Annotated in this window: 23 protein-coding genes; 14 read left to right on the forward strand and 9 right to left on the reverse strand. The window is 52.1% G+C overall.

Going from position 1 to position 25,029, the window contains the following annotated elements; all coding sequences use genetic code 11:
- Positions 1-242 precede the first annotated feature (242 nt).
- The 3 genes from ACH6EH_RS09500 to ACH6EH_RS09510 all read left to right on the forward strand — a co-directional run bounded on the left by ACH6EH_RS09500 (position 243) and on the right by ACH6EH_RS09510 (position 2,827).
- The gene (locus ACH6EH_RS09500; RefSeq protein WP_397332142.1) at positions 243-740 is read left to right on the forward strand and encodes a hypothetical protein; all 498 of its coding nucleotides are present in this window, start codon (positions 243-245) and stop codon (positions 738-740) included.
- A gap of 324 nt (positions 741-1,064) precedes the next feature.
- Positions 1,065-2,036 (forward strand): tRNA dihydrouridine synthase, encoded by a 972-nt coding sequence (locus tag ACH6EH_RS09505; protein WP_397332143.1) that lies wholly within the window; start codon positions 1,065-1,067, stop codon positions 2,034-2,036.
- Between the two features lie 248 nt (positions 2,037-2,284).
- Positions 2,285-2,827 carry a YdhK family protein gene (locus tag ACH6EH_RS09510; protein WP_397332144.1) on the forward strand — a complete coding sequence of 181 codons (543 nt, stop codon included), beginning with the start codon at positions 2,285-2,287 and terminating at the stop codon, positions 2,825-2,827.
- A gap of 23 nt (positions 2,828-2,850) precedes the next feature.
- Here ACH6EH_RS09510 and ACH6EH_RS09515 read toward each other — a convergent pair whose 3' ends face one another.
- On the reverse strand, positions 2,851-3,210 hold the full coding sequence (locus ACH6EH_RS09515) for an alcohol dehydrogenase catalytic domain-containing protein (protein ID WP_397332145.1): 360 nt from the start codon (positions 3,208-3,210) through the stop codon (positions 2,851-2,853).
- Between the two features lie 204 nt (positions 3,211-3,414).
- Between ACH6EH_RS09515 and ACH6EH_RS09520 the strand changes: the two genes are divergently transcribed.
- A complete protein-coding gene (locus tag ACH6EH_RS09520; protein ID WP_397332146.1) occupies positions 3,415-3,822 on the forward strand; it encodes a rhodanese-like domain-containing protein in 408 nt (135 codons plus the stop codon).
- Positions 3,823-3,942: 120 nt separating this feature from the next.
- On the opposite strand, the gene ACH6EH_RS09525 is transcribed toward ACH6EH_RS09520, so the two are convergent.
- The 7 genes from ACH6EH_RS09525 to ACH6EH_RS09555 all read right to left on the reverse strand — a co-directional run bounded on the left by ACH6EH_RS09525 (position 3,943) and on the right by ACH6EH_RS09555 (position 12,764).
- The gene (locus ACH6EH_RS09525) at positions 3,943-4,779 is read right to left on the reverse strand and encodes a carbohydrate ABC transporter permease (protein ID WP_397332147.1); all 837 of its coding nucleotides are present in this window, start codon (positions 4,777-4,779) and stop codon (positions 3,943-3,945) included.
- 12 nt (positions 4,780-4,791) lie between these two features.
- Positions 4,792-5,673, reverse strand: coding sequence for a carbohydrate ABC transporter permease (locus ACH6EH_RS09530; protein WP_397332148.1), 882 nt, complete (start codon positions 5,671-5,673; stop codon positions 4,792-4,794).
- A 93-nt stretch (positions 5,674-5,766) separates the two neighbouring features.
- Positions 5,767-7,059 carry an ABC transporter substrate-binding protein gene (locus ACH6EH_RS09535; RefSeq protein WP_138225185.1) on the reverse strand — a complete coding sequence of 431 codons (1,293 nt, stop codon included), beginning with the start codon at positions 7,057-7,059 and terminating at the stop codon, positions 5,767-5,769.
- 93 nt (positions 7,060-7,152) lie between these two features.
- Positions 7,153-8,820: a response regulator gene (locus tag ACH6EH_RS09540; RefSeq protein WP_397332149.1), complete on the reverse strand. Its 1,668-nt coding sequence runs from the start codon at positions 8,818-8,820 to the stop codon at positions 7,153-7,155.
- On the reverse strand, positions 8,786-10,636 hold the full coding sequence (locus ACH6EH_RS09545) for a cache domain-containing sensor histidine kinase (RefSeq protein WP_397332150.1): 1,851 nt from the start codon (positions 10,634-10,636) through the stop codon (positions 8,786-8,788). Before ACH6EH_RS09545 ends, ACH6EH_RS09540 begins: the two co-directional genes overlap by 35 nt.
- A 169-nt stretch (positions 10,637-10,805) precedes the next feature.
- Positions 10,806-11,810, reverse strand: coding sequence for a LacI family DNA-binding transcriptional regulator (locus ACH6EH_RS09550; protein ID WP_138225188.1), 1,005 nt, complete (start codon positions 11,808-11,810; stop codon positions 10,806-10,808).
- Between the two features lie 60 nt (positions 11,811-11,870).
- Positions 11,871-12,764: an AraC family transcriptional regulator gene (locus tag ACH6EH_RS09555; RefSeq protein WP_397332151.1), complete on the reverse strand. Its 894-nt coding sequence runs from the start codon at positions 12,762-12,764 to the stop codon at positions 11,871-11,873.
- A 133-nt stretch (positions 12,765-12,897) separates the two neighbouring features.
- On the opposite strand from ACH6EH_RS09555, the gene ACH6EH_RS09560 reads away from it, so the two are divergent.
- A complete protein-coding gene (locus tag ACH6EH_RS09560) occupies positions 12,898-13,755 on the forward strand; it encodes a phytanoyl-CoA dioxygenase family protein (RefSeq protein ID WP_397332152.1) in 858 nt (285 codons plus the stop codon).
- A gap of 475 nt (positions 13,756-14,230) precedes the next feature.
- On the opposite strand, the gene ACH6EH_RS09565 is transcribed toward ACH6EH_RS09560, so the two are convergent.
- On the reverse strand, positions 14,231-15,304 hold the full coding sequence (locus tag ACH6EH_RS09565; RefSeq protein ID WP_397332153.1) for a M42 family metallopeptidase: 1,074 nt from the start codon (positions 15,302-15,304) through the stop codon (positions 14,231-14,233).
- A gap of 477 nt (positions 15,305-15,781) precedes the next feature.
- On the opposite strand from ACH6EH_RS09565, the gene spoVAC reads away from it, so the two are divergent.
- The 9 genes from spoVAC (at position 15,782) to aroE (ending at position 24,978) form a co-directional block, all read left to right on the forward strand.
- Positions 15,782-16,231 carry a stage V sporulation protein AC gene (spoVAC, locus tag ACH6EH_RS09570; protein ID WP_397332322.1) on the forward strand — a complete coding sequence of 150 codons (450 nt, stop codon included), beginning with the start codon at positions 15,782-15,784 and terminating at the stop codon, positions 16,229-16,231.
- A gap of 3 nt (positions 16,232-16,234) precedes the next feature.
- The gene (spoVAD, locus tag ACH6EH_RS09575) at positions 16,235-17,248 is read left to right on the forward strand and encodes a stage V sporulation protein AD (RefSeq protein WP_138225192.1); all 1,014 of its coding nucleotides are present in this window, start codon (positions 16,235-16,237) and stop codon (positions 17,246-17,248) included.
- Between the two features lie 5 nt (positions 17,249-17,253).
- The gene (gene spoVAE / locus ACH6EH_RS09580) at positions 17,254-17,604 is read left to right on the forward strand and encodes a stage V sporulation protein AE (RefSeq protein WP_138225193.1); all 351 of its coding nucleotides are present in this window, start codon (positions 17,254-17,256) and stop codon (positions 17,602-17,604) included.
- Positions 17,605-17,796: 192 nt separating this feature from the next.
- Complete coding sequence (locus ACH6EH_RS09585) at positions 17,797-18,753, forward strand: AAA family ATPase (RefSeq protein WP_138225194.1); 957 nt, start codon at positions 17,797-17,799, stop codon at positions 18,751-18,753.
- Positions 18,754-18,756: 3 nt separating this feature from the next.
- Positions 18,757-20,004 (forward strand): DUF58 domain-containing protein, encoded by a 1,248-nt coding sequence (locus ACH6EH_RS09590; protein ID WP_397332154.1) that lies wholly within the window; start codon positions 18,757-18,759, stop codon positions 20,002-20,004.
- Complete coding sequence (locus tag ACH6EH_RS09595) at positions 20,001-22,235, forward strand: DUF4129 domain-containing transglutaminase family protein (protein WP_397332155.1); 2,235 nt, start codon at positions 20,001-20,003, stop codon at positions 22,233-22,235. Before ACH6EH_RS09590 ends, ACH6EH_RS09595 begins: the two co-directional genes overlap by 4 nt.
- A gap of 182 nt (positions 22,236-22,417) precedes the next feature.
- Positions 22,418-22,945: a YqeG family HAD IIIA-type phosphatase gene (locus tag ACH6EH_RS09600; RefSeq protein ID WP_138225197.1), complete on the forward strand. Its 528-nt coding sequence runs from the start codon at positions 22,418-22,420 to the stop codon at positions 22,943-22,945.
- On the forward strand, positions 22,942-24,069 hold the full coding sequence (gene yqeH / locus ACH6EH_RS09605; RefSeq protein WP_138225198.1) for a ribosome biogenesis GTPase YqeH: 1,128 nt from the start codon (positions 22,942-22,944) through the stop codon (positions 24,067-24,069). Before ACH6EH_RS09600 ends, yqeH begins: the two co-directional genes overlap by 4 nt.
- 48 nt (positions 24,070-24,117) lie before the next feature.
- Entirely contained in the window at positions 24,118-24,978 is an 861-nt protein-coding gene (gene aroE, locus ACH6EH_RS09610; protein WP_397332156.1) for a shikimate dehydrogenase, read from the forward strand.
- Positions 24,979-25,029: the final 51 nt, after the last annotated feature.

The following is a 25,029-nucleotide window of genomic DNA, read 5'->3' on the forward strand; positions in this document are numbered from 1 at the left end:
TGTTCGACACTCTCACTTTACCAAATGAAGTGGTGTTTTTCTATTTTGCAACGATTATATTGAATACGCGATTTCTTCAGTTACACCATGCATTTAAGACGATTTTCGCTCTGCGAAAGTTGAGTTACTAACACTAGGGGAATCACATTTCTAGAAAAAAAATTACCAGATGGTCGAGGAGTAAGACTTAATCAAAACAGAATTTTTAAAGGATTTATTGACAAATAAGAGGAGTTGGTTGCTTGGAAAACCTTGAAATCATACTGGAAGATGTTCGAAAAGATGAGCTTTGCAAATTGGTTTTTAATGAATTTAAAATTACCTCGTCAGAAGTTAAAGACTCTCATTTCTTCAATCGTAACACGAAGGCAGATATTGAATTTCATGAACTTGAAAGTTTATGGGACGTGTTCTCTCCTGTTGGCACTGGAAACGTGCTTCTGAACCAGTTGGATTTAGGATTCAGCTTAAAGAATGTTTTAATAATTTTTTCTTTTGATAAAGAACTAGGGAATATAACAATTAATTTTTCTGAAAGTGAGCTGTTTGAGGGAGAGAATTCGAGTGTAAGACTGAAAGCTCAAAAAATATTAGAGTCTCTTTTAATATTAAAACATAAATTCAATATCCCGAAGATTAGAATTGGCTTTGAGCCAGCATCTGATGATGATATGTGCTTATTGGAAATTGGTTATGAAGCAGTTGATCTTGAGAGTGCTGTAGATTTACTTTTGAGATAATCCAAGAATTAAAATAGAACATAACATTATTTTATTGCGTTCTGGGAAATTACGTACTTCCATATGACCACATGCGAGCGTAACAACTCCATGTGGTTTCTTTTTTTTGATAGCAGCTCCTGCAATTAAAAGGTTCATTATGTTCAGATATTATTTCAGTCCTGAATCAGTTTGATGAACGAAATCTTGTTCAGGTTAGCTGATGGATAGTATCCTGCCCAGGCCATAAGTTGCCGGCAAACTTAATAATGGCATGATGAATTATGTTATAATGTTGTTTGTTCTAGCGATGAACGTATGCAGATGAGAGGAATGGAATGAGCGTTGATTGAAAATTTTTGGAAAGAGTTACCTAAACCGTTTTTTGTACTTGCTCCTATGGAAGATGTCACGAATGTGGTGTTTCGTCAGGTTGTGAGTCGAGCGGGTAGACCTGATGTTTTTTTCACTGAGTTTACAAGTACTGAAGGCTACTGTAATCCAGATGCTATATATAGTGAACGTGGGAGATTATATTTCACAGAAGAAGAACAGCCTATGGTAGCACATATTTGGGGAAATAACCCTGATCATTTTAGGGAAATGAGTATCGGTTTAGCGAAGCTCGGATTTAAAGGCATTGATATTAATATGGGTTGTCCTGCTCATAACGTCGCAGCTAAAGCTAAGGGCAGCGGGCTGATCTTACAGCCTGAGCTTGCGGCAGATATTATACAAGCTACTAAAGCAGGTGGATTACCTGTAAGTGTAAAAACTAGACTTGGCTACACTCATGTTGAGGAGTGGCGTGAGTGGTTATCCCATATTTTGCGACAAGGTATTGCAAATCTTTCTATTCATCTACGAACCAAGAAAGAAATGAGCAAGGTGCCTGCTCATTGGGAGCTGATTCCTGAAATTAAACAGCTTCGTGATCAGATTGCACCCCATACATTATTAACGATTAATGGAGATATAGCTGATCGAAAAACAGGCTTGATGCTGGCAGAACAATACGGATTTGATGGAGTTATGATTGGTAGAGGTATATTTAAAGATCCATTTGCTTTTGAGAAGACGCCTAGAGAGCACAGCAGGGACGAAAAGATAGAGCTACTAAAATACCACATTGATTTATATGATAAATATGCATTAGAACTAGAGCCGAGACCATTTGTTCATTTACTTCGTTTCTTCAAAATATATATTCATGGATTTGATAAGGCAGATGCGTTGAAAAATGAGCTCATGCAAACGAATTCAACAGATGAAGTGCGTCAAGTGCTACACAGCTTTACTAATGATCATGTTGAATAATTGCAAGGGTGCACACCTTGCCGGTGGACGAGCCCGTTGTACGTAGCGACAAGGTAGGAGATGAACAAACGATATGAATGCTCTGTCCAATGTAACATTGGAAGGGCATTTTTTATATCCTCGTCGAATATCAATCGACCCGATCTTAAGAGATAATCCATCCTTACATTCGTGCTGGTATATTCTCACTCCATATGATATACCATAAGGGGGTATGCTATACAGAAAAAGGAGTGAGGATACTGAACATGAAATGGCTCAAGATATGCTTCTTTATTTCGGTGCTGATGGTGGCTCTAGCCGGATGTGGGGAAGAGGCTTCGCACCCGGCAGGGTCCACTCAGCACGAAGATCATGCTAGTCATTCAACGACTGGCAAAGTTCCTGAAGGGTTAAAAGAAGCAGCAAATCCAATGTTTCAAGCAGGCAGTCAAGTGATGATCCGGGACGAGCATATGCCCGGGATGAAGGGGGCCCAAGCAACGGTGGCAGGCGCATATGAGACGGTTGTTTATACTGTGTCTTACACTCCTGTGGCAGGAGGAGACGAGGTAACGAACCACAAATGGGTGATTCATGAAGAGATTCAAGATGCAGGTTCAGATCCTTTGAAGGCGGGAACAACGGTAGTTTTAACGGCCGACCATATGCCTGGAATGAAGGGTGCCAAAGCAACGGTGGATTCTGCTCAATCGACGACGGTGTATATGATTGACTTCATACCGACTACAGGTGGGGCCATGGTTAAGAACCATCAATGGGTCACAGAAAATGAACTATCTCCATTATAAAAGACAGCTCATCAACTATTCGGTCAAGCTGAGAAAGAGCCTTGCCTACATGGCAGGACTCTTGTCAGCTTCGCCGTTACCCCAGCATCGCTACGATCTTGCCTGTGACATGCCTTGTCGCGATGTCGGTTAGAGCAGCAGGGACCTCGTCCAGGGTAATGGTGCTCCCCGATCTCCTCCACGATGCCGGCAGAATCCAGTCCAAGTATATGCGGATAGCTCCAATGCGGATTGCCTTGATTTCCTGTTTTATAATCGACGGGATTCAGCGCGGTAGCCATGATACGAACCAGTACTTCACCTGGCTGGGGAGATGGTTTAACCGCTTCTCCAACTCTCATCTGACTGACCTCTCCGGGTCCTTGTAGCAGCAAAGCTTTCATTGCATGTCCTCCTTCGGCAAAAAATAAGATTAGAATGAAGATATAACGAAGCACACTTATTATAAAGAAGATGAAAGCTTCCCGGAAGAAGGCACTTGGAAGTGCCCATCCTCGTATAGTTGATTTTATACCCTGCAGGGTATAAAATAGGGCGTGATCCATAGCATACACAAACTACGAATACAAACGAAGGGAGGAGATCTAGTGTTCTGGCAAGCATTTTTACTGCTCGGCCTCGTGCTTTTTCTGCTGCAGCATCGCTTGGGGCCTGTGAAAGGGCTGAGATTTCTGGGCGAGGAGCAGCTGCTTCACATCAAGGAAAGTCGGCAAATACAGATTTTAGATATTCGAGACGCATCCGACTTCGAGAAGGGTCATCTACCAGGGGCGATTAACATTTACATCGGCAGGCTCCCTTACGTCAGCATGAATGAGCTGGTGCCAGGAGAGCAGCTTGTGATCGTCTCTTCTTCGGCTTATCATATCAGGAAAGCAGCAAGAATATTGAAGAAGTCGGGCTATCCCGAGCTGGCAGCCTTTGTATGCAGGGAGCATGATGCCGGTCGGAGTCAGGAGCAGCGCCGAGCTGGCATGGGCGCATGCATCTCATAAATCAGCCGGGAGCAGGCATCCACGAATAAACCGTAGACACAGCCGCAGTGAAGCGACAGGTCTACGGTTTATGGGTGTCTATGCCTGATATACGCATCCTGGCCTGGCTTCAGCCGTTGTTTAACCCTTGACAGCAGAGCCGACCGTCATGGCTTTCTCGACCTGTTCGCTAAACAGAATGTAGACCAGCACCGTTGGAAGAGAAGCGACGGTCATGGCTGCTCCCATCGCGCCCCAGTCGGTAGTGAACTGTCCTTGAAAGAACAGCAAGCCGAGCGGGAGCGTCTTAAGATCCTCATCGGAAATGAGCATCAGTGCAATCGGGAACTCGTTCCATGCTGCCAGAAAGACAAAGATCACCATCGTGGCAATCGCCGGCTTGACAACGGGTATCATAATCCGGGAAAAGGTCTGGTATATATTTGCGCCGTCAATGCATGCCGCCTCCTCCAGATCAAAGGGAATACTGCGGAAGAAACCATAAAATACGAGAGTAGAGAAGGAAACATTAAACGCAATATAAGGCAGAATAATCGATCCATACGTATTGGTCAGATGAAAATCACGCACGAGAATCGCGAGTGGGATCATAATGACCTGAACCGGCACAAACATGCCGATCACGATATACATTTGAGCCAGCGTTTTGCCGCGAAATCGCATTCGGGCGACGGCATAAGCAAAGAGCAGTGCGACGGCAATGGTTCCGATGACGGTGATGACAGATACCCACACACTGTTCAGGAAATAGCGCGGAACATTGAATTCGGTCATGGCAGACACGTAATTTTCAAACCGCAGCGTCCGGGGGAAGCCGAACGGATTCGTCACAAAGATCTCATTGTTGTCCTTGAAGGAATAAAACACCATCCAGATCAAGGGATACAGTGAAATGAGGGCATACAGCCAGAGAAAAATTTGCAGAAACGGTTGTTTACGCCTGAAGTTCATCCACATATGTTCATCCTCCTAGTACACAATCCGTTCCCGGGCAACGAGCCGGTTGATAGCAAAGGTCACAATCAGGCATTCAATGACGAGAAACGCAGCCGACGCGCTGCCGTAGCCGAACTCGCCAACGCGGAATGCTGAACGGTACATCATATAGGTCAAGGTATAGGTACTGGTGCCAGGGCCTCCCCCGGTCATAATGTACATATTTGCAAACGCATTCAAACCACCGGTAATCGCGAGGACCAGACAAAATTTATACGTCTCCGCCATCAGCGGAATCGTAATTTTCCAGTGTGCGGTCCAGCGTTCGGCACCGTCAATCTTGGCTGCCTCCATATATTGCTCTGGAATGGAGCGTGCGGCGGCCAGCAGCAGGGCGAAATGATAGCCCATATACTGCCAGGCGTTCACCATGGCGATGGCAAAAATGGCCGTTTTGCTGTTGCTAAGCCAGTCCTGGCGGTAGGACAGACCGAGGGCTTCAAATATTTTGTTTATCAGTCCGTACTCTCCGTTGTAAATAGCGAGCCAAAGCTGACAGACGACCGTGATCGACAGGACAACCGGAATAAAAAAGCTGATCCGCAGTAGCTTGCGGCCCTTGATTAGGCCATCCGAGATGGTCAGCGCCAGCACGGTGCCGATGCTGATCTGGAGCACGGTCAGAATAAGTGCAAAGATCAGGCCGTTGTACAGCGAGGTATAGAAGAGGGTGTCCTCAAACATCCGCTTGTAGTTGTCCAGAAAGATGAAGGTTCCTTCCGTGAGGCCATCCCATTCAAACAGGCTCCGGTAAAACACCTGCAGGATCGGCCAAAAGACGAGCACCGTAAACAGCAGCAGGGCGGGAGAGATGAAGAGCAGGATGGCGGTCTTGTTTCCGAGAAATTTATTCATGCAGGCTCACTCCTCTGGCGTTCAATCTGGCGAAAAAAATACACACCGGCCTTCTCACCTGACCGGTGTGTACATGCTTCAGGTCGACTGTAATTATTTCAGAGCGCTTTCGAGGTCAGACACAAATTGCTGTGCCGAATAACCGTCCATCAGCAGGCTCTGGCTGGCATCCTCAATCGCTGCCTTGAACTTGGCATTGGAGAGGCCCCATGCAAACGCGGTTGTGCTTGTAATGTTGGGAATGTCCTCGGACAGCGTAACCATCATCGGGTCAAACGCCTTGGCCGGCTCCATGTCAACCTTGGTGGCTACAATCGGGCTGCCCTTCTGGGTGTACTTGAACTCCGCATATTTCAGTGCCATAAAGCTCGCGACCTCGGCGGCAAGATCCTTATGCTTCGTGTTGGCCGAGACGGCGAAGCCGCCCGGGCTTCCGCCGCCGCTGAAGGCCAGCTTGTTCTGCTCATACATGGCCTGATCCGGCGCCGGGTAGTACAGGTAGCCGGCCTTGTCGCCAAGAGCCTTGGTGGAAGCCTCAATCTCCCATTGTCCGTTGACGAACATGGCTGCCTTACCCTCATGAAACAGTGCTGCGGCCTGATCATAATTCAGGTTCGTTGCGCCCTTCGGCAGCAGTCCTGCAGCGACGAGGTCGATCACATCCTGGGCTGCCTTTCCATAGGCTTCGTCGCTTGGCTTCGTCTCCCCGCTGTCAAGACCTTTAATCCCTCTTGGATCATAGCGAGTTGCAAAAATATCATACAGTGCCGTAGTGATCCACTTCTCCTTGGCAAAAATCGACATCGGCGTAATGCCTTTAGCCTGGAAGGCCTCGATGGCTGTCAGCAGCTCCGCTTTTGTAGTCGGGATCGCCACGCCGTTTTGCTCAAACAGCTCCTTGTTGTAATAAATGAGCACGAACTCGTTGCCCGCATAAGGGAAGGCATAAATATGCTCGTCATCCGCGTACAGCGTGTTCATGGCGCTCGGCTGCATGTTGTCCTTAAATTTCATTTTCTCCGCATAGTCATCAAGCTGAAGGATATTGTTGGATTTGCGGAACAGATTGATCTGATCCTGACCGGCATTGAAAATGTCCGGAAGATTGCCTGTGGCTGCATAGGACTTCAGCTTCTGTCCATCGTCCTGGGCCTGAACCTCCAGCTCCAGCTTGACGTTAGGCATCTCCTTGGCCAGCTCGGCAGCAGCATAATCGTAATATCCCTTGGTGTCTTCATCCGAGTATTGGGCGTAGATGCGAAGTGTGGTTGTCTGCTCCTGTCCGCCCGCCTCCGGCGTACCGGCGCTTTCCTTGGAGTCACTGCCGCAGGCAGTTAATCCGAATACGAGAACAGAGCTTAAAAGTACGGCCAAGCTTTTTTTCATGACCAAGACCTCCCATAGACTGTGATCTGTTTATGCCTTTAGTATACCGGGCCCCGGCTGCTGAATTAATGCACTAAACGCTTGCAATTTGGATTATTCGCGCATGTAGGAGGATTTCGAATGCGGCAGATTTTCATATTCGCTCGGTGAATAGCCGAAGTATTTCTTAAAGGTTCTGCTGAAATAAGCGGGATCATGGTATCCGATTTCCTCTGCAATGTCAGACAGCCGGAGTGCCCGGTCGCTTGTCAGGAGAGAGGCGGCATGCTGCATTCGTTTTTGCAAAATATAATCCGTCACCGTCATACCATGCGTTTTCTTAAACAGGGCCCGCAGATAGCTGGAGTTAATGTACACACTGGCTGCAATATGCTCTACCTTCAGGTCCGGGTCGGTGTAATGCTGATCAATAAAAAGCTTGGCGGCTTGGGCAATTTTGCCCGATTTGGTCTTGCGGTGCAGCTGCATATACTGGTTCGCCTTGTGAAACAGGCCGATGATCCATAGCTTGGCTTCTTCCATATTGGGCTTCGTTACGATGTCGCTGTATGGGTAAAAATCTTCACCGAAGCAGTCCTCAATGGGATGTCCATTCTCGGAGACGCAGGACAGGCACAAGGAGACCAGGCTCATGCAAATGACAAACACGTAATCGATCGTCATCTGCGCCGACTCCAGCTTCTCAAAAATCCCCTCCAGCTGATCCTGAACCTCCTCCCAGTTTCCCGCACGCATACTGACCAGCAGCGCCTCGTGCATGCTCGGCGTCAGCAAGCCGACCGGGGACTTGCCGGCGACCGCGGCATGGGTGCTGTAATTGATAACCTGGTCATACCCCAGCACAAATTTATGCTGCAGCGCGAGCAGCGCCTCTTTGTAGGAAAGGGAAATCTCGGCAGGTCCTTGGTGCAGCCTGCCCACGCCAATCGTAACTGTAAATTTCAAATACTTGCGGATGAGAAACTTCAGCTTCTCACAGCCCTCGACATAGTCTGCCGGCGGCGGGGCAGGGAAGGAGAGACCAAGAGATCCTGGTCCTCCGTCACCGCTGCCGACTTCAAAGATACATACGATTCGCCCTTCCGGTCCGTTAAAGACGATATGATTGCCGGAGAACGCCATCGTCTCGCTCAAAATATTCATCACCGCGAACTTCCACAGCTCCCGGTCACTGATCTGGCGCCATCGGGCATTCATATTGTCAATCTCGATGCAGGCCGTCAGGAAGCGGCCGCTCTCAGGGACGGCACCCTGCTCCCGCAGGATCTCACTCAGCCGGGCCTCAGGGTCTGCGAGCTCACCGCTGACGAGCCGGTTCAGATCCACCTCGCGCCGCATGCGCCGGCTGGACTGATGCGTCTCTTTATCCTCCTGGACCTTGAGAATATCCTCTTGAATGTGCAGGAGTGTCAGCAGCAGCTCTTCTTTGGAAAAGGGCTTCAGGATATAATCCTGCACGCCCAGCTTCAGTGCTCTTCTCGCATATTCGAATTCATTATGCCCTGTTACGAGGACAATAGCGATGTGGGGACTGCGCTGCTTCAGTGCCTCGCTGAGCTGCAGGCCATCCATAAACGGCATGCTGATATCGATCAGAGCAATGTCCGGCATGGAGGACTCCGCCTGGGTCAAGGCGTCCTGTCCGTTCTTGGCAACCGCGGCAATCGTCATGCCATATTCCTCCCAGGGCAGCAAGGTGCACAAATAATCTCGAAAAATCTGTTCATCATCCACGACCATCAGCTTGATCAAACGGTTCATTCCCTTCTGTGACAGGATTCCATGCTTGGGGCAGTGAGATGCGGACCGTGGTTCCCAAGTCTGGCTGGCTTTGAATTTGCAGGCCGTACGCCGGTCCGAAGAACAGCCGAATGCGATCGTTGACATTTCTCAGTCCGTAGGAGGAACCCTTGCCTGCAGCGGGAGGAGAAGGGGCGGCGGCAGGATACAGAAGCCGCTCTGCTTGGTCAGCCGGCATGCCTTTGCCATTATCCTCTACGTCGATCTGGATGACGTCTCCATTCAGATCACACCGGATATGAAGGTGTCCGCCGCCTTCCTTTTCTTTAAGTCCATGATATATGGCATTCTCAACCAGCGGCTGGATGGTCAGCTTCAGAATCGGAACCTGATAGCATTCCGGACTGATCTCGATCTCATAAGTGAATACGTCCCGGTAGCGCACATGCTGAATAGCCAGGTAATCCCGCACAATGCGGATTTCCTCCTCCAGCGTAATGACCTCCCGGCCCTGACTCAGCGCAGCACGGTAGAAGTCCGCCAGCGCCTTGGTTGTATACTGCACCTCTCTCATCCGGTTCATCTGGGAAAGGGCATAAATCACATCCAGAGTATTGTACAAAAAATGCGGCTTGATCTGGGCCTGAATCAGTGCCAGCTCCACTTCACGCTTTTTCTTCTGCTCCTGCATCACATTGCGCAGAAGCTCCTTGATCCGGCGCCGCATTTGATTAAAGCCGAGGACAAAGTAGCCAAGCTCATCGCGTGACTTGACCTCCAGCTGGACATCCAGATGCCCCTCTTGAAATCCTTTCATGCTGCGGGCCAGCTCCACAATCGGCCTGGCAATGATTTTGGACAGGAAGCCGGCTCCGAGGAGGGCGAAGAGGCTGCAGAGTGCCGCGACCGCCAGCAGTGTCCATTGCAGCTGCTCCAGTCCATTGGTCAGAGCTTGCAGGGGCGTGATGCTGACCAGCTTCCATCCCAGCTCCGGAAAGCTGCTGGCGGCGAGCAGAGAGCGCTCACCCTCTATCATTCGTGTGCTGGCCCCCTGGGGAGTTGAGCTTACCCAGGAGCGGATTTCGTCCTCCGGGATTACGGTGAGCAGAAGCTGCGGATCTGAAGCAGAAATTACCTTGCCCTGTCCATCCGAGATGAAATAGCGTCCAGACGGCTCGGCGTTCAGCTTCTGCAGCACTTCGGACAGCTGCTCCTCGCGAATGTGAAGAAAGAGCAGACCGAGAGAATCGCCGGTCTGAATGTTAATAATTTTCTTGCCCAGGGTGAGCAGGGCGGCATCGGGATCGGTCGTCAAATATTCCCGGCGCTGCATGGGCAGCCAGAAGTTAACGCCGTTCGTCTTCATGACGCTGCGGTATGCTTCCTGGCTCTGAATGCTAAGGCTGCGCTGCTCCAGCTCCGGATGGGTCCCATACACCTTGCCTCCGGCATCAATAAATACGATGGAGTCTACATCTGGAAATACGAGCAGTGCGAGGCTTAGCTGCGTGTTAATCGCGTTGTAACGTCCCAGCTCATTCTGGCCCGATTTCCGCCCCTCCTCCAGCACCCGGTTCAGGTTTAAGGCCAGCATGTTGGCGGCGCTGGCGGTATTGCGAAGCATGCCGTCAATTCGACTGATCGTCAATGCTGAATTTTGCGTAAAGCTCTGGGTTGACTTGCTGATGATGGCACTGGAGTAGATCGTATTGGCAGTATAGCCGACGATCAGGAGCGGGAGCAGCAGCAGGGGAAGATAGACCAGCATAATTTTGGTCCGTATTTTCCGATTGCTAAACCATTGCCGGAGCTGCAGAGCTTTTTTATATAATCTCATTAGGGGGAGCCTCACTTTCTACAAGCAGCCTGATGAAGACAGCATCCACTTGATTGTAAGCGTAATCAAGGATAAGCGGAATAACAGTCCAAAGTCATTCGCAGCCGCTCTATACCAGCAGGCAGCTGCGTCATCATGAGGTCTGTGCTCCCTTTCTGCCAGCAGCGGATCAGGATCTGAAGATGACCTGTCCTTGAATCAGGCGCTTCTCCGGCTGTGCCGCCGGATGCTGGATCCGCCATAGCAGCTGGTCAACGGCTCTTTGGCCGAGGGTTTCCTGATCCACCCGGACGGTTGCCTTCAAAGCCGGAAAAGCGTGAGTTTGATCAAAGCCGGTAAAGACGCATTCCTCCAGTCCCTCCATGGAGAGGCTGCGCAGTGCATCCAGGGTATAAGCAGCGTAGAAATCATTCACGCATACGAGCACCTCGGGCAGTTCGTGCTGACGGAATACCTCCTCCAGCAGCTGAGGGAATGATGACAAATCTGCGGAGAGCAGCTCCGGGATCTGTTCCTGCTTCAGCCCCAGCTCCTCCACCGTCGTGCGAAAGCTTAGCCAGCGTTCCCGGTAGCTCTGCGCTTCAGAGGAGAAGCCGATGAATTGAAATGAGGTGTAGCCTCTTTCTGTCATGCCTCTCACGAGGGTCTCCATCGCGGACCAATTGTCTGTAAAGATATGATCACACGAAATGTGCGGATCCACATGATCTACCATAACCAGAGGAAGGTGAAAGCGCTGAACCTCCCGCAGCGCGGAGGTGGAGATATTGCCAATCGTGATGACTCCCGTGATCGCTTTTGGGTGGAGCAGGGAGTCCAGGGAATCACCGCTTACATCGGTCAAGGTCAACACCCGGATTGATTTCGCCTGCAGAGCTGCAGACAGCCCTTCAAACAGCGGACCCCAGTACGGTGATTCATCGTTCTGGTGCCTCAGGTTCGGAAACAGCACCAGTACGGTTCCGCCAGCAGGCAGAGCCTGATCTGTGGCAGGCCTGGCGGGAACCGGCGTCCGCATCGAAGCCGTCCGGTAGCCCATGTGCTCTGCGGTCTGAATAATAAGATCCCGGGTCTGGGGGCTCACCCCCGATTTGCCGGAAAGCGCCCGGGACACTGCATATTTGGACAGGCCTAAATGGTCTGCAATGTTTTGAATTGTGATTTTGCTGCGCATAACAACCTCCGTCAAGCTTTAATGATGATGCTTTCATGTCATGGCGATATAGCAGCGGCACTACGTAGACCCCTGTTTTCTTCGAAACTCTGAAGGGGACAAACCGGTAAACCGCTTGAAAAAAATACTGAACGTATGAATGGACGAAAAACACAGCTCCTCCGCAATTTCCGTCACCGGCTTGGTAGAGTGCAGCAGCTCATGCCTTGCTTTGTCCAGGCAGAGCAGCCGGATATAAGAGGCCAGCGGCATACCGGCTGCCTGCCGGAACTCCCGGGATAAGTGGGAGCGGCTAATATTAAACTGTGTAGCAAGCTCCTCAGGGGAGTGGTCATAGCGTATTTCCGCATGCAGGTAGTCAAGCGTTTGAATGACTGCAGGATGCAGGGGACCCGGCTGAGAAATGCCGGTCGCCGGGTCCGGATTCCGGCATAAACGCAGCAGGATAATTAGCAGCTGCTGCAGCAAGGCGCCGGTCATTTCTCGATCGAGCAGCTGCGGCTCTTTCATTTCCGTAAACAATTGCTCAAAGAGAGCTCTCATGCTGCCGGTGGCATCCTTTGCGACCCGGCCAGGCCCAAGATGAATCAGCTCGCGCTGGAGCGCGGGGAGCAGGGACGGCTTAAATCCTAAATAATAAAGAGTAAAGGGCGACTGCTCTTCGGCAAGACCATAGTGTGCTTCTCCCGGCTTGGTGATCAAAAACTCACCGCGGTCCATCCGATACAGCGTGTTGTCGATAATGTAAGAGCTGCTGCCACGGACTACATAGCACAGCTCGTAATGATCATGAGAATGTACAGCCGTATGCCAGTTCTGCTTGTGATTGATGCCAATATAGTAAATGAGGCTTTCAGTGCCGTACGGCAGCTCCAGACGGTATTCTGTATCACTCTGCAGCATCTGGCGGACCGCCGGCTTGGGATGCTGTAAGGTAGGCCCCTTCACATTCATTCCCCCTTCTCCTTCATCACATGATCAGCAAGTTTAAATTTACACGTCTCTATTCTAAATACAAGTCGGTCATTGTTCAATATGATAGACCTAGATTTAAAAACAAACCAAGTAACGACAGGAGCGTGATCTTATGAACACACGGAACGTGCTGGAGGATGTACTGCCAAAGGAACAGGATATTTCTTTTTTTGAAGAGAACGGGTACTGGCTGTCACCGGTTATTTTCTCGGATGAGGAATTGAAAGAAATGATGGAGCACCAGGACCGTTTGTATCGTGGGGAATACGAAACCGGAAGGGAGCCGGCGTCGAATTGGATTGAGGGGCGTGACCGTCCCGGGGCACTGCGCAAGACAGACAACAGCCATTGGGCTGACCTGACGCTGCGCAAGCTCGCTACCGATCCTGTCATCGGATCCATCGCCGGTCGGTTGATGAAGGCGGATCAGATCCGGCTGTTCCATGATCAGCTGCTGTACAAGCCGGGCCGGGGAACGGGTAAAGAGTCCGTGAATGTAGGCTGGCATCAGGATTATGTATACTGGCAGTGCTGCAGTGAGCCGACGCTTATTACGGCCTGGGTTGCGTTTCAAGATACAGACTTATCAAATGGAAGCCTGCAGATGGTTCCTCGTAGCCATAAATGGGGCATGCTGAACATTAATGATTTTTTTGAGCAGAATATGGAGAAGCAGGAAGAGGAGATGAAGATTCCGGAGAACGAGAGGTTTGCTCCGGTGCCGATGATCATGAAAGCGGGTCAGGTCAGCTTCCATCACGCGCTCACGATTCACGGGAGCGGGGCCAATAATTCCTCCTCGCCGCGTAAATCCATGGCGGTGCATATGATGACCGGAGACACCACCTACCGTTACAGCCCGAAAGGGGATAACCATTTTAACGCCCAGATGATGCAGGGCCGTGAAGGCGAGCGGTTTGAGGGTGACGCATGGCCGGTCATGTTCGATGCTTCAAAAGAAAATCGATGATCCAATCCTTCAGCTGCGGTCTTCTTCCGCTAGGATTGTGTTATATGTGTGTTAAATAAACTGACTTTTAAAAGTAACATGTTAAATTTAATAACATAAATGCGTTGATATTTGCTGGATCTCTGCATATAATGATCATCAAGGACGAAAGATAAGTGAAGGCCACTCCCATCTACCCGAATCTGTGTTAACGATACTAACACAGAAGATGCTGGAGCAGGCTGCCGACAGTCAACGGTGAATTGCTGGTTTATTCAGCGGTCAAATGGTGGGACTCATTTGTTGCAGGGCTAAACCCGCAATTCCCCAGTCTTAGGCGTGTCTGCTCTGCAGCTTTCTATTGTTGATTCTCGTCCTGGCCTGCCTGTCGGTGAGAAACACCCCCTCTCAGACCGTCAGGAGGCTCTTTTTTTATGCCAAAATATAAATCAAAAGGCTGGGCGCCGATGAATCAGGTGCCCAGCCTTTTATATGGTCAGGAGCGTTCGAGAATGGTGTTCAGCGTCGTCTCGTCTAATCCTTTAACGAGCTTGATCAGCAGTTCCTTGGCCGCCTCGTAGTCATCGGTATGGATGATGGAGGAGGAGGTGTGAATGTAGCGGGAGCAGATGCCAATAATGGTAGAAGGAACACCGATGCCGCTGAGATGGACCTGGCCCGCATCCGTTCCGCCGGGAGATACGAAGTACTGGTACTTGATCCGGTGAGTGTCTGCTGTGTCCTGTACATACTCTACCATCCCGCGATGTGTCAGCATGGTAGGATCAAAAATACGAAGCAGGGCACCCTGGCCCAGTTGACCGAACTGGCTCTTGTCACCGGTCATATCATTGGCCGCGCTGGCATCCAGCCCAAAGAAGATGTCAGGCTGAATCAGGTTCGCTGAGGTCCTTGCACCCCGCAGGCCCAGCTCTTCCTGAACAGTGGCTCCGGCATACAGTGTATTTGGAAGCTCTTCGCCATGAAGAGCCTCAACCAGCTCAATGGCAAGCCCGACGCCGTACCGGTTGTCCCAGGCCTTGGCCATGATTTTTTTAGGGTTGGCCAGTGGTGTGAAATCACAGATCGGAAGAATCTGCTGTCCCGGTGTAATTCCGAAGGCTTCCGCCTCACTCTTGTTATCGGCGCCAATATCAATATACATGCTCTTTATGTCCACAGGCTTGCTGCGCTGGGCATCATCCAGGAGATGAGTCGGTACAGAGCCGACGACCCCGACGACCGGTCCCTGCTTGGTTATAATTTGCAGCCGCTGGGCCAGCACAGTCTGGCTCCACCAGCCGCCAAGCGGCTGGAATTTCACCATACCCGCTTCTGTAATGCCAGTAACCATAAACCCGACCTCATCCATATGTCCGGCAACCATGACCTTTGGACCCTTCTTCTTGCCGCGCAGCACGCCAAAGATGCTGCCAAGCCGGTCCTGGACAAATTCGTCAGTGTATGGAGACAGCTTCTCCTTGACCAAGGCGCGGAGGTCACGCTCAAAGCCGGGAGCAGCCGAGAATTCTGTTAAGGTGCGGAGCAGATCCAGGGTTGATTGTTTCATGCTATAAACTCCTTTGTTCGCTGTAAATTTTAATATTGCACTCTTTAGTATGCGCTGTTCCGGCACAAAAGTCCACGCACAGAGCTCTCTTTGCAGTCAGGTACATATCCATGCAGCACTGAATACCATATCTTAATTTCATATCCTCTAGGGCACAGGGAGGGAGAGCAATGAGATGCCGGCCTTGGGAGCGTGATCCATGCCGGCGGCTTTGGCAGAGCAGGCTTATGATCCTGCTGCTGTTTGTGCTGCTGGTCATCGTGCTTTTCTTATAATGTCCTTGTCCGCGGCGGCTGCAGGGATGCCGCCGCGGCATGGATGATTTACCCAAACATAAAGCAAGTCTTTACAATCCATAATGTTATTAACAGCGCCGGGATATAACCGGCACAGATTTAGGTTTGAATTTACAGCGGAGGTGCTTTTACATTGCCAGACTCCAAGTCCAGCTCTAATACCGGCTCCAAGGTCAGCTCCATGAGTGCAGAGGAATACAAAGCGGTCGCTCAGAAGCATCAGCCGCCGGGCCAGATTGTGAAAAACTGCCTGAAGGCCTTTGTTGTCGGCGGCTTCATCTGCATTATCGGACAAGCCATTCAGCAGTTTTTTATGACGTTTTTTGATATGAGCACGAAAGAGGCCTCTAATCCGACCGTTGCGGTCATGATCCTGATCTCTGTCATTTTGACCTCCTTCGGGGTATACGACAAGATTGCTCAATGGGCAGGGGCGGGGACGGCTGTTCCGGTCACCGGCTTTGCCAACTCCATGTGCTCTGCCGCGCTTGAGCACCGAGCAGAGGGGCTGGTGCTGGGGGTAGGAGCCAGCATGTTCAAGCTCGCGGGCTCGGTCATTGTGTTCGGTACGGTAGCTGCTTTTGTGATCGGAATTATATATGCCCTGCTGGGTGCCGGAGGAGGCCAGTGACGTATGAAGGTTAACGGACAAACCTGGGAGTATGAGCATCGGCCTGTCATTATTGGGTCCTCCTCCATTGTCGGCCCGGAAGAGGGCGAGGGACCGCTTGCCGAGGATTTTGACTTCATCTACGACAACCTTGAAATTAATGAAAAAACCTGGGAGAAGGGTGAACGCCGCCTTCTGGAGGATGCGGCCCGAAAAGCACTGGAGCTTGCGGGGATTCAGGAGGAGCAGCTTCAGTTCTATGTCGGGGGAGATCTGATGAATCAGATTATTAGCAGCTCTTTTGCTGCCCGCCAGATGGGCGTTCCTTATCTTGGCGTGTTCGGGGCCTGCTCAACCTCCATGGAGAGTCTGGCGGTGGCCTCGCTTCTGGTGGATTCCGGCGCAGCCCGGTATGCGATGGCAGGGACCGCCAGCCATAACTGTACCGTAGAGAAGCAGTTCCGGTATCCAACGGAATACGGCTCGCAGAAGCCGCCGTACGCCCAGTACACCGTAACAGGTGCAGGGTGCTCTGTCGTCACGAACCAAGGGAAGGGACCGCGCGTTACACATGCCACCATTGGCAAGGTCATGGACCTGGGTGTCAAGGACCCTTTTAACATGGGCACGGCCATGGCCCCGGCAGCGGCCGACACGATCTCGGCGCACCTGAAGGACACCGGGCGCACCCCGGATTATTACGATTTGATCGTCACAGGAGATCTGGCTTCCGTCGGGCATCCTATTACCCGGGAGCTGCTGCTGCAGGAGGGCATCGCCATGGATCAAACGAACTTCATGGACTGCGGGCTCATGATTTACGACCGCGACAAGCAGAAATACGCCCTGGCGGGCGGAAGTGGCTGCGGCTGCTCTGCTGTCGTGACCTACGGTCATATTTTGAAGCAAATGAACAGCGGGAAGCTGCAGAAGGTGCTGGTTGTCGCCACGGGAGCACTGCTGTCGCCGATTTCATATCAGCAGGGAGAAAGCATCCCCTGCATTGCACATGCCGTATCACTGGAGATGGGAGGTTAAAGACCATGCAGTTTCTCTGGGCATTTCTGATCGGGGGCCTGATTTGTGTCATTGGACAGCTGCTCATGGACGGAGCCAAGCTGACCCCCGCCCATACGATGAGTACCCTGGTGGTGTCGGGTGCGGTTGTTGAAGCCTTTGGATTGTACGATCCTTTGGTTAAATTCGCGGGGGCGGGAGCCTCAGTTCCTATTACAAGCTTCGGAAACGCTCTGGTTCACGGGGCGCTCACCGAACTGGAGCGGGATGGCTGGATTGGTGTTGTCACGGGTATTTTCGAGGTGACGAGTGCCGGTATTTCGTCAGCCATTATATTCTCGTTTCTGGCGGCGCTGTTTGTCCGGCCAAAGGGCTAAGTCAATAACTATTTTAATAGAAGCATGGCGGACTCGGAGGCATTCTCCGGTCACTGCCGTGCTTCTTGTTGTTTGTAGGGGGCTTTGGCAGAGAAAAAGGGCGGGTCCAAGGGGCGAATGTACTCTGCGCCCGGGATCATGTACAATAGTTGTAAATCAACTATTTATTCCCTAACAGGAGGTTTATCATACATGCCCGTAAGCCAAGAATCGATCCGCATCATCTCATCCGTGCGATCCAACCTGGAATCGTGCCTGCTCGGTAAGGAGTTTGAAATTCAGCTGCTGCTTACCGCCATGCTTGCCGGCGGACACGTATTGATAGAGGATGTACCGGGAACCGGGAAAACCCAGCTGATCAAGGCTCTTGCCCGAACGATGCAGGGGGATTACCGCCGGATTCAATGTAACCCCGACATTTTGCCGAGTGATATTACCGGAGTTTCTGTGTTTCATCCCCGGGACGAGCAGTTTTACTTCCGTCCGGGTCCTGTGATGACTCATATTTTGCTGGCTGACGAAATCAACCGGGCGACCACTAAGACGCAGTCTGCGCTGCTGGAGGTCATGGAGGAGCGAAGTGTAACGGTGGATGGCGAGACGCATGAGCTGCCGCATCCCTTTATGCTTTGTGCGACACAGAACCCGATTGACTTCGAAGGCACCTACATGCTGCCGGAGGCCCAGCTGGACCGCTTCATGCTGAAGCTGAGCCTGGGGTATCCCGATGCCAATACCGAGAAGGAGCTGCTCTTCCGCTCCCGTCACGGCCAGATGACGGACAAGCTGCAGCCAGTCACCTCCATGGAGACCATCGCTTCCATACAGCGCGAAATCCAGGATGTGTTCCTTGGAGAGCCGGTTGCGGACTACCTGCTCGGCATTACCAGATCGACGCGGGAGCATCCGGCAGTTCTGCTGGGGGCGAGCCCTCGGGCGACGATCTCCTTCATGAATGCCGTGAAGGCCTATGCATTTTTGCAGGAGAGAGATTATGTGCTGCCCGATGATGTGAAAATTCTTGCGCCATATGTGCTGTCCCACCGGATCATGCTGCGTCCGGAAGCCCGGCTGGATAAGACGACGACGCTGTCCGTACTGGAATTTATTCTGCGGCAGGTCAAAGTGCCGGTTCAGATGGGGAGATAGGCCATGCGCCATCAACGATCCATGTCCATGAAAGGCATCAAGCCGGGAAATCTCGCAGCGATCCTTACTGTTTGGTGCATGGTGCTGCTATATGTTCTTTTTCAAGGGGGCAAAACCTCGCTTATGCTCTTCTCCATGGTCAGCCTGCTGGCCATCTATCTGATCGGCTTTGGCATGGGGGGAGTCAACCGGGTCAAAGCGGCTCGAACGGTAACGGCGTCAGACCAGCAGGAGGGTGTGCTTCATGCCGGGGAGCAGGTTCAGGTCAGCATTCAGGTTACCGTTCCGGGCCTGCTGCCCATGCCTTATTTGATTGTGCGGGAGGTACTAAAGCGGCATAACGGGGATTCCTGGTCCTTTGAGGAAAGCGTAATCCCGAACCTGCGCGGCACGGGAGAACTGCTGTTCCAGACACCTGCTCTGGAGCGTGGCCACTATACCTTTCAGCGTACAGAGTGCGTTAGTGAGGATATCTTCGGACTGATGGAGCATCGCGGAGGCTTCGAGCTGAACACCTCCTTCCGCGTACTCCCGAGAACGATTCCGCTATTGGGATGGCAGCGTCAGCTTCGCAATGTTCGCGGCGGCGGGGCTCAGACAACCCCCGCAGCCTCCCGGCGGGAAACAACACAAATTAATGGAGTTCGTGATTATGTGTACGGTGACCGGATTTCCCGGATTCACTGGAACGCTACAGCGAAGACCGGCTCCTGGAAATCGAAGGAGTTTGAGCATGAATCTTTTCCGCAGACCCTGATCCTCCTGGACTGCAAAGCCCAGGGGTACCGCAGCACCGCACAGTTTGAAACGGCGGTGTCTGCGGCAGCATCTTTGCTGGAATCCGGCGCTCGGGAGCAGGCCGGCATCGGATTGTTTACCGCAGGCAAGGAGAACAAGCTGTTTATGCCCAGCACGTCCCAAGGGGAGCGGATGTCCATGCTGCAGCATCTGGTCGATGTAGATGCTGACCGGAAGGAGAGCCTGCTGTCCTCGCTGGAAAGGTCAGGGCGTGAGCTTCCCAAAGGCTGCCTGCTGCTGATCATTACTCCGGAAGTAGGAGAAGAAGCGGTGTCATGTATCCGATGGGCGGAGAACCGTGGCATGAATCCGTGTCTGTTGAAGATTGCAGCTGCAGAGAAGTCTGCAGAGCCCGGAGATTACACTTCTTATCTGCAATCCCGAGGACTGCTGCTATACACAGTCTCTTCTCTGGAAGAGCTGCCGCTTGCGTTGGGAGGGAGGGCATCATGACACATAAGCATCATTCCTCCTGGCTGCTCCATATCCTCAAGCTCTTATGGATTTGGCTGCTGCTGCAGCAATGGGTGTCTTTCACGGAGCCGCTGCTGTTTGAAGAGACTACCGCTGGCATCATCGCAGCGTTAGCTATTACAGCCGTCATTGAGGCGATGGTATTCCTCAAGCGAATCATTCGGGTACCGCTGCAGCTGGCACTTATTGTGTACGCCGTCTTCCAGACGCTGTCCAGCTACAGTATTCCGGTCCCTGACCGTCTGGGTGAGATCTTCAGAGATGATCAGTATCAGCATGTGCTTCCTTATATATGGTTTGCGCTTGCGGCCTGGGCGATCTTTAACTTTATAGCGGTATGGGTGAACAGCAAGCGCAAGGTTTTACTGGTCGTCGGCCTGAATATTGTGGCCTTTGGTATTCTGGATTCCTTCACCGCCACAGAGCTGTGGAAGGAAACGGCTTGGGTTGCCGGTATCGGGATGGCTTGGCTGGTGACCGAGCATTTCAACCGGTTTCGCCGCCGTTTTCCGCAGGGCTGGGCACTTCTGCGAAGAAATCCGCTGAAAATATTGGGTAACATTCTGGTGATCTTCTCGCTGATTATATTTGCCGGCGTCAATATGCCGACGGTTCAGCCCTCGTTAACAGACCCTTATACGGCCTGGAGAGAATGGAGAGGTATGCCTCTTTCCAGCGGTTCTGGCGGCCTCGGTGGCCTTGGAACCCTGCTGAATCCGGGGGGAGAGAGCACCTCCGGCTATGGGCGGGAGGATAACAACCTGGGAGGCGGCTTTAACTTCGACTATTCTCCGGTTATGTCGATTGCCTCGGAGGAGCGAAGCTATTGGCGCGGCGAGACCCGCTCTACCTACTCCGGTACAGGCTGGACCAACAGGCAGAGAACTCGCGGGAGCCAGCCGATTGATCCCGGTCAGCAGCTTCCATCAGAAGGACAGGGCAGCGTGCCGTCCACAACGGTGGAGCAGAGCGTAACGATGCTGAATGATGAGGTGTATCCGGTTCTGTTCGGAGCGTACTCCATGTCCCGCGTCGATGAGGTGGAACTGCCACAAGACAGTGAGCTCCGCTGGAAGAGGGAGGGCGCTGAGCTTCATTTCACATCCGAGTCCAGACAGTCCGCCTATCCGAAGCAGTATACCGTAACCTCGGAGATTCCGATGATTTCGTGGGAGGAGCTGAAGGAGAAATCCGCAGATGAGCTGTATGCTAATGCTCCGATGGATGAGAGCTATTACCAGATCCCTTCCGATTTCCCGGACCGGGTCCGCGGGCTGGCCGAGGAAGTGACACAGAACGGAGACACCCCGTATGAGAAGGTATTGCTGCTGCAGCAATATTTGCAAAGCAGTGAATTCTCCTATACGAATGCTCCGGATCTGTCTAGCAAACGCAGCGATGATTTTGTAGACAGCTTCTTGTTTGAGATCCAGGAAGGCTATTGTGATTATTTCTCCACCTCGATGGTCATGATGGCCCGTTCTCTGGATATTCCCGCCCGATGGGTGAAGGGCTACGCTCCCGGCAACGTCCCGAATGAACAGTATATGTCGCCGGATGGCACCAGAACAGCCTCGGGCAGCTATACGGTAACCAATGCCGATGCCCACTCCTGGGCGGAGATTTATTTCGGGGAATACGGCTGGATTCCGGTCGAAGCGACGCCAGGCTTCACGATGCCGATTCTGGCAGGGGCAGAGCCCCAGGAGCCTGTTGCTGAAGAGGAGCCGGAAGAGGAGACGCCTGCGGAAGAAGAGGAGGAAGAGGAGCAGGCTGCTGCTCCTGCAGCCTCGGCTTCAGAGGACTCTGGCAGCTTGACTGCGCTGCTTGGAACTGCCGCTGGCATCGTTCTGCTGCTGTGGCTCGGTTATGTTATTTGGAGAAGACGCTGGAGCTTCCGTTTCTTGAGAGCCCGGCTGTCGACTGGCAAGCCGCTCACTCCAGCGGATAAGGTAGTGGCAGAGACGGAGCGCTGGCTCCGGTCTGTCCGCAGGAAGGGCCTGCAGCAGGGACATAATGAAACGCTCCGGGAATCCGTGCTCCGGTGGAGGGAGCAGCAGCCGGCGCTGACGCCGCTGCTTGAGCCGCTGCTTCGCCGCTTTGAGCATGCGAGGTACAGCCCGGTTCAGGTGGAGCCGGAGGCGTGGCGGGCTGTTCATGAAGATGCAGTTCGGCTGAAAAAGGGTATAAAAAAGGCAAAGCCCGTATGATTGCTGCCGTTCGCCTTCCTTTTACGGAACGGCGGGCGGCTTTTTCATGAAGGACGGGGCCTTTAACCCAAAAAAACTGATGCAAATTCATGAATGGGGCTATCCTAAATCCAGGAGCTGTTTATTTAGACTAAGCTTCTGGAATATGGTATAGTTTTTCCTATGAAATTGAGGTGAATCCATTGTTTAAGATGCTTATTCCCAAGGAAAGAGTCAGTACCGTATTCGATATTGATCTGGAGGGGCTATACGAGCAGGGCTACCGAGGAATTATTACGGATTTGGATAATACCCTGGTGGGAGCCAAGGCGCCTCTCGCGACACCGGAGCTGCTGGAATGGTTCAAAAAGGTGAAGGAAATCGGATTTCAATTAATTATTGTATCCAATAACCAGCTGGAGCGCGTATCGAAATTTGCCACTCCGCTGGATATTCAATATGTGCATGAAGCCCGCAAGCCGAGTAATCTGCCCTTCCGTAAAGCGATGAAGATGATGAATCTGACAGCGGATCAAACGATCGTGGTCGGAGATCAGATGCTTACAGACGTGTACGGCGGAAACCGGCTGGGCTTATTCACCATTTTGGTGCTGCCGATTGCGCTGCATGATGAGGGATGGGTTACGCGTTATTTCAATCGCCGTGTAGAGCGCATTGCGCTAACCCGTTTGCGCAGACTGGGATTATGGAAAGAGGAGGACAAGGAATGATTGAGCCGGCAGGCGGACAAGACATCAAGAAATGCAGGGGGTGCGGTGCTGCACTTCAGCATGAATCACAGGACAAGCCGGGGTATTTGCCAGAGAAGGCAGCCGGCCGGGAGCCGGTCATTTGCCAGCGCTGCTTCCGAATTAAGAACTACAACGAAGCGGCCGCGGTCGCTGTGGACCAGGATGAATTTCTGCGGCTTCTGGGACAAATCGGTAATCAAGAGGCGCTTGTCATTCATATCGTGGATATTTTTGATTTTGAAGGCAGCCTGATATCGGGCTTGCAGCGCTTTGTAGGCAACAACCCTGTTATTCTGGCTGTGAACAAGATTGACCTGCTCCCCAAAGTGACGAATTGGAACAAGCTGCGCAACTGGGTGCAAAGACAGTGCAAGGAGCATGGGCTGCGGACAAGCGAGATTGTTCTCTGCAGTGCCAAGAAGAACCAGGGCTTTGACCGGCTTCTGGAAACGATCGCTGAAACGCGGGGAGACCGGGACGTATATGTAGTTGGCGCGACCAATGTCGGCAAATCGACCCTGATCAATCGTTTGATCCGCGATTACAGTGATCTCGATGAAGAGCTCACCACCTCCCGTTATCCCGGTACGACCCTGGATATGGTTCATATTCCGCTGGATGACGGACGTGCGATTATCGATACTCCGGGAATCGTTTACCCATGGAGATTCAGTGAGTTGGTGGTTCGGGAGGACTTGGGCGTGGTGATGCCAGAGAATCCGCTCAAGCCGCTGGTCTATCAGCTGGATGAAGGACAGACCTTGTTCTTCGGCGGAATGTGCCGGTTTGATTTCATTCAGGGAGCACACCAGTCGTTTACTGCCTTTATCAGTGGAAGCTTGAAGATTCACCGCACAAAGCTGGAGCGGGCAGATGCACTTTACGCAGACCATGCGGGCGAGCTACTCTCACCGCCCTCCAAGAAATCTCTGGAGCACATGCCAGACTGGACGCGTCATGAGCTGAGAATACCGAAGGGCTCCAATTGGGATATCTTTATCTCGGGCCTGGGCTGGATTAAAGTGAATGGGGATCAAGGCGCTTTAACCGCTGTGCATGCGCCGAAAGGCGTGAGGGTACTGACACGCCCGTCTATGATTTAAGCAGGGCTTTACGGACAAGCTCAAGCTAACGAAATGGGGAGAAGGGAAATGACGGGGAGCGAACAGCTGGAACAATACAGCGGGGCTTTACTGCTGGGGGTATTGGGGGATCCGATCGCCCATTCCAAGTCGCCGGCGATGCATAATGCAGCCTTAGAGGCATTGGGGACAGCGGGTCACTATGTGCCGCTTCATGTGAAGCCGGAGCAGCTGCAGCAGACCATGGAGGCGATCCGGACGCTCGGCTTTCGCGGAGTAAATGTGACGATTCCGCACAAGGTTGAGGTCATGAAGTACTTGGATGAGATTGATGAGAGCGCAAGAATGATCGGAGCGGTCAACACCATCGTGAATGATCAGGGCCGCCTGAAGGGCTACAATACCGATGGTATCGGGTATGTGAGATCCCTGAAGGAAGAGGCTGTTCCACACCTCAGCGGCAAGCATGTCGTCGTATTGGGGGCGGGCGGAGCTGCGCGGGGTATCGTCCATGCGCTCTCTCTGGAATTGCCGGCCCGGATATCTATCATCAACCGCACGGCTTCAAGAGCGGTGCAGCTGGCTGAGGATGCCGGGCTTGGCAGCGCGGCCCAAGGGTACGGAGAAGCAGAGGCGGAGCCAGTGATGGCTTCTGCAGAAGTCATCATCAACACGACCTCTGTCGGAATGCATCCCCATGTAGATGAGCTGCCGATTCGTGCCGACTGGATTCCAGAAAGAATCGTGGTCAGCGACCTCATCTACAATCCGCTGAAGACGAAGCTGCTGGAAGTCAGTGAAGCCAGGGGCTGTAAGGTCCACAGCGGGCTCGGGATGTTTGTTTATCAGGGGGCGTATGCTCTGGAGTACTGGACGGGGTTGCCCGCACCGGTAGAAGTTATGAGGCAGGCTGTACTGGGCAGCTTCTGAGAGCTGGCAGCAGCCAAGAATAGCATCACATTTGAAATGGATAAGGGAGTA

This window comes from Paenibacillus sp. JSM ZJ436 (assembly GCF_044383795.1).
Classification (GTDB): domain Bacteria; phylum Bacillota; class Bacilli; order Paenibacillales; family Paenibacillaceae; genus Paenibacillus_AQ; species Paenibacillus_AQ algicola.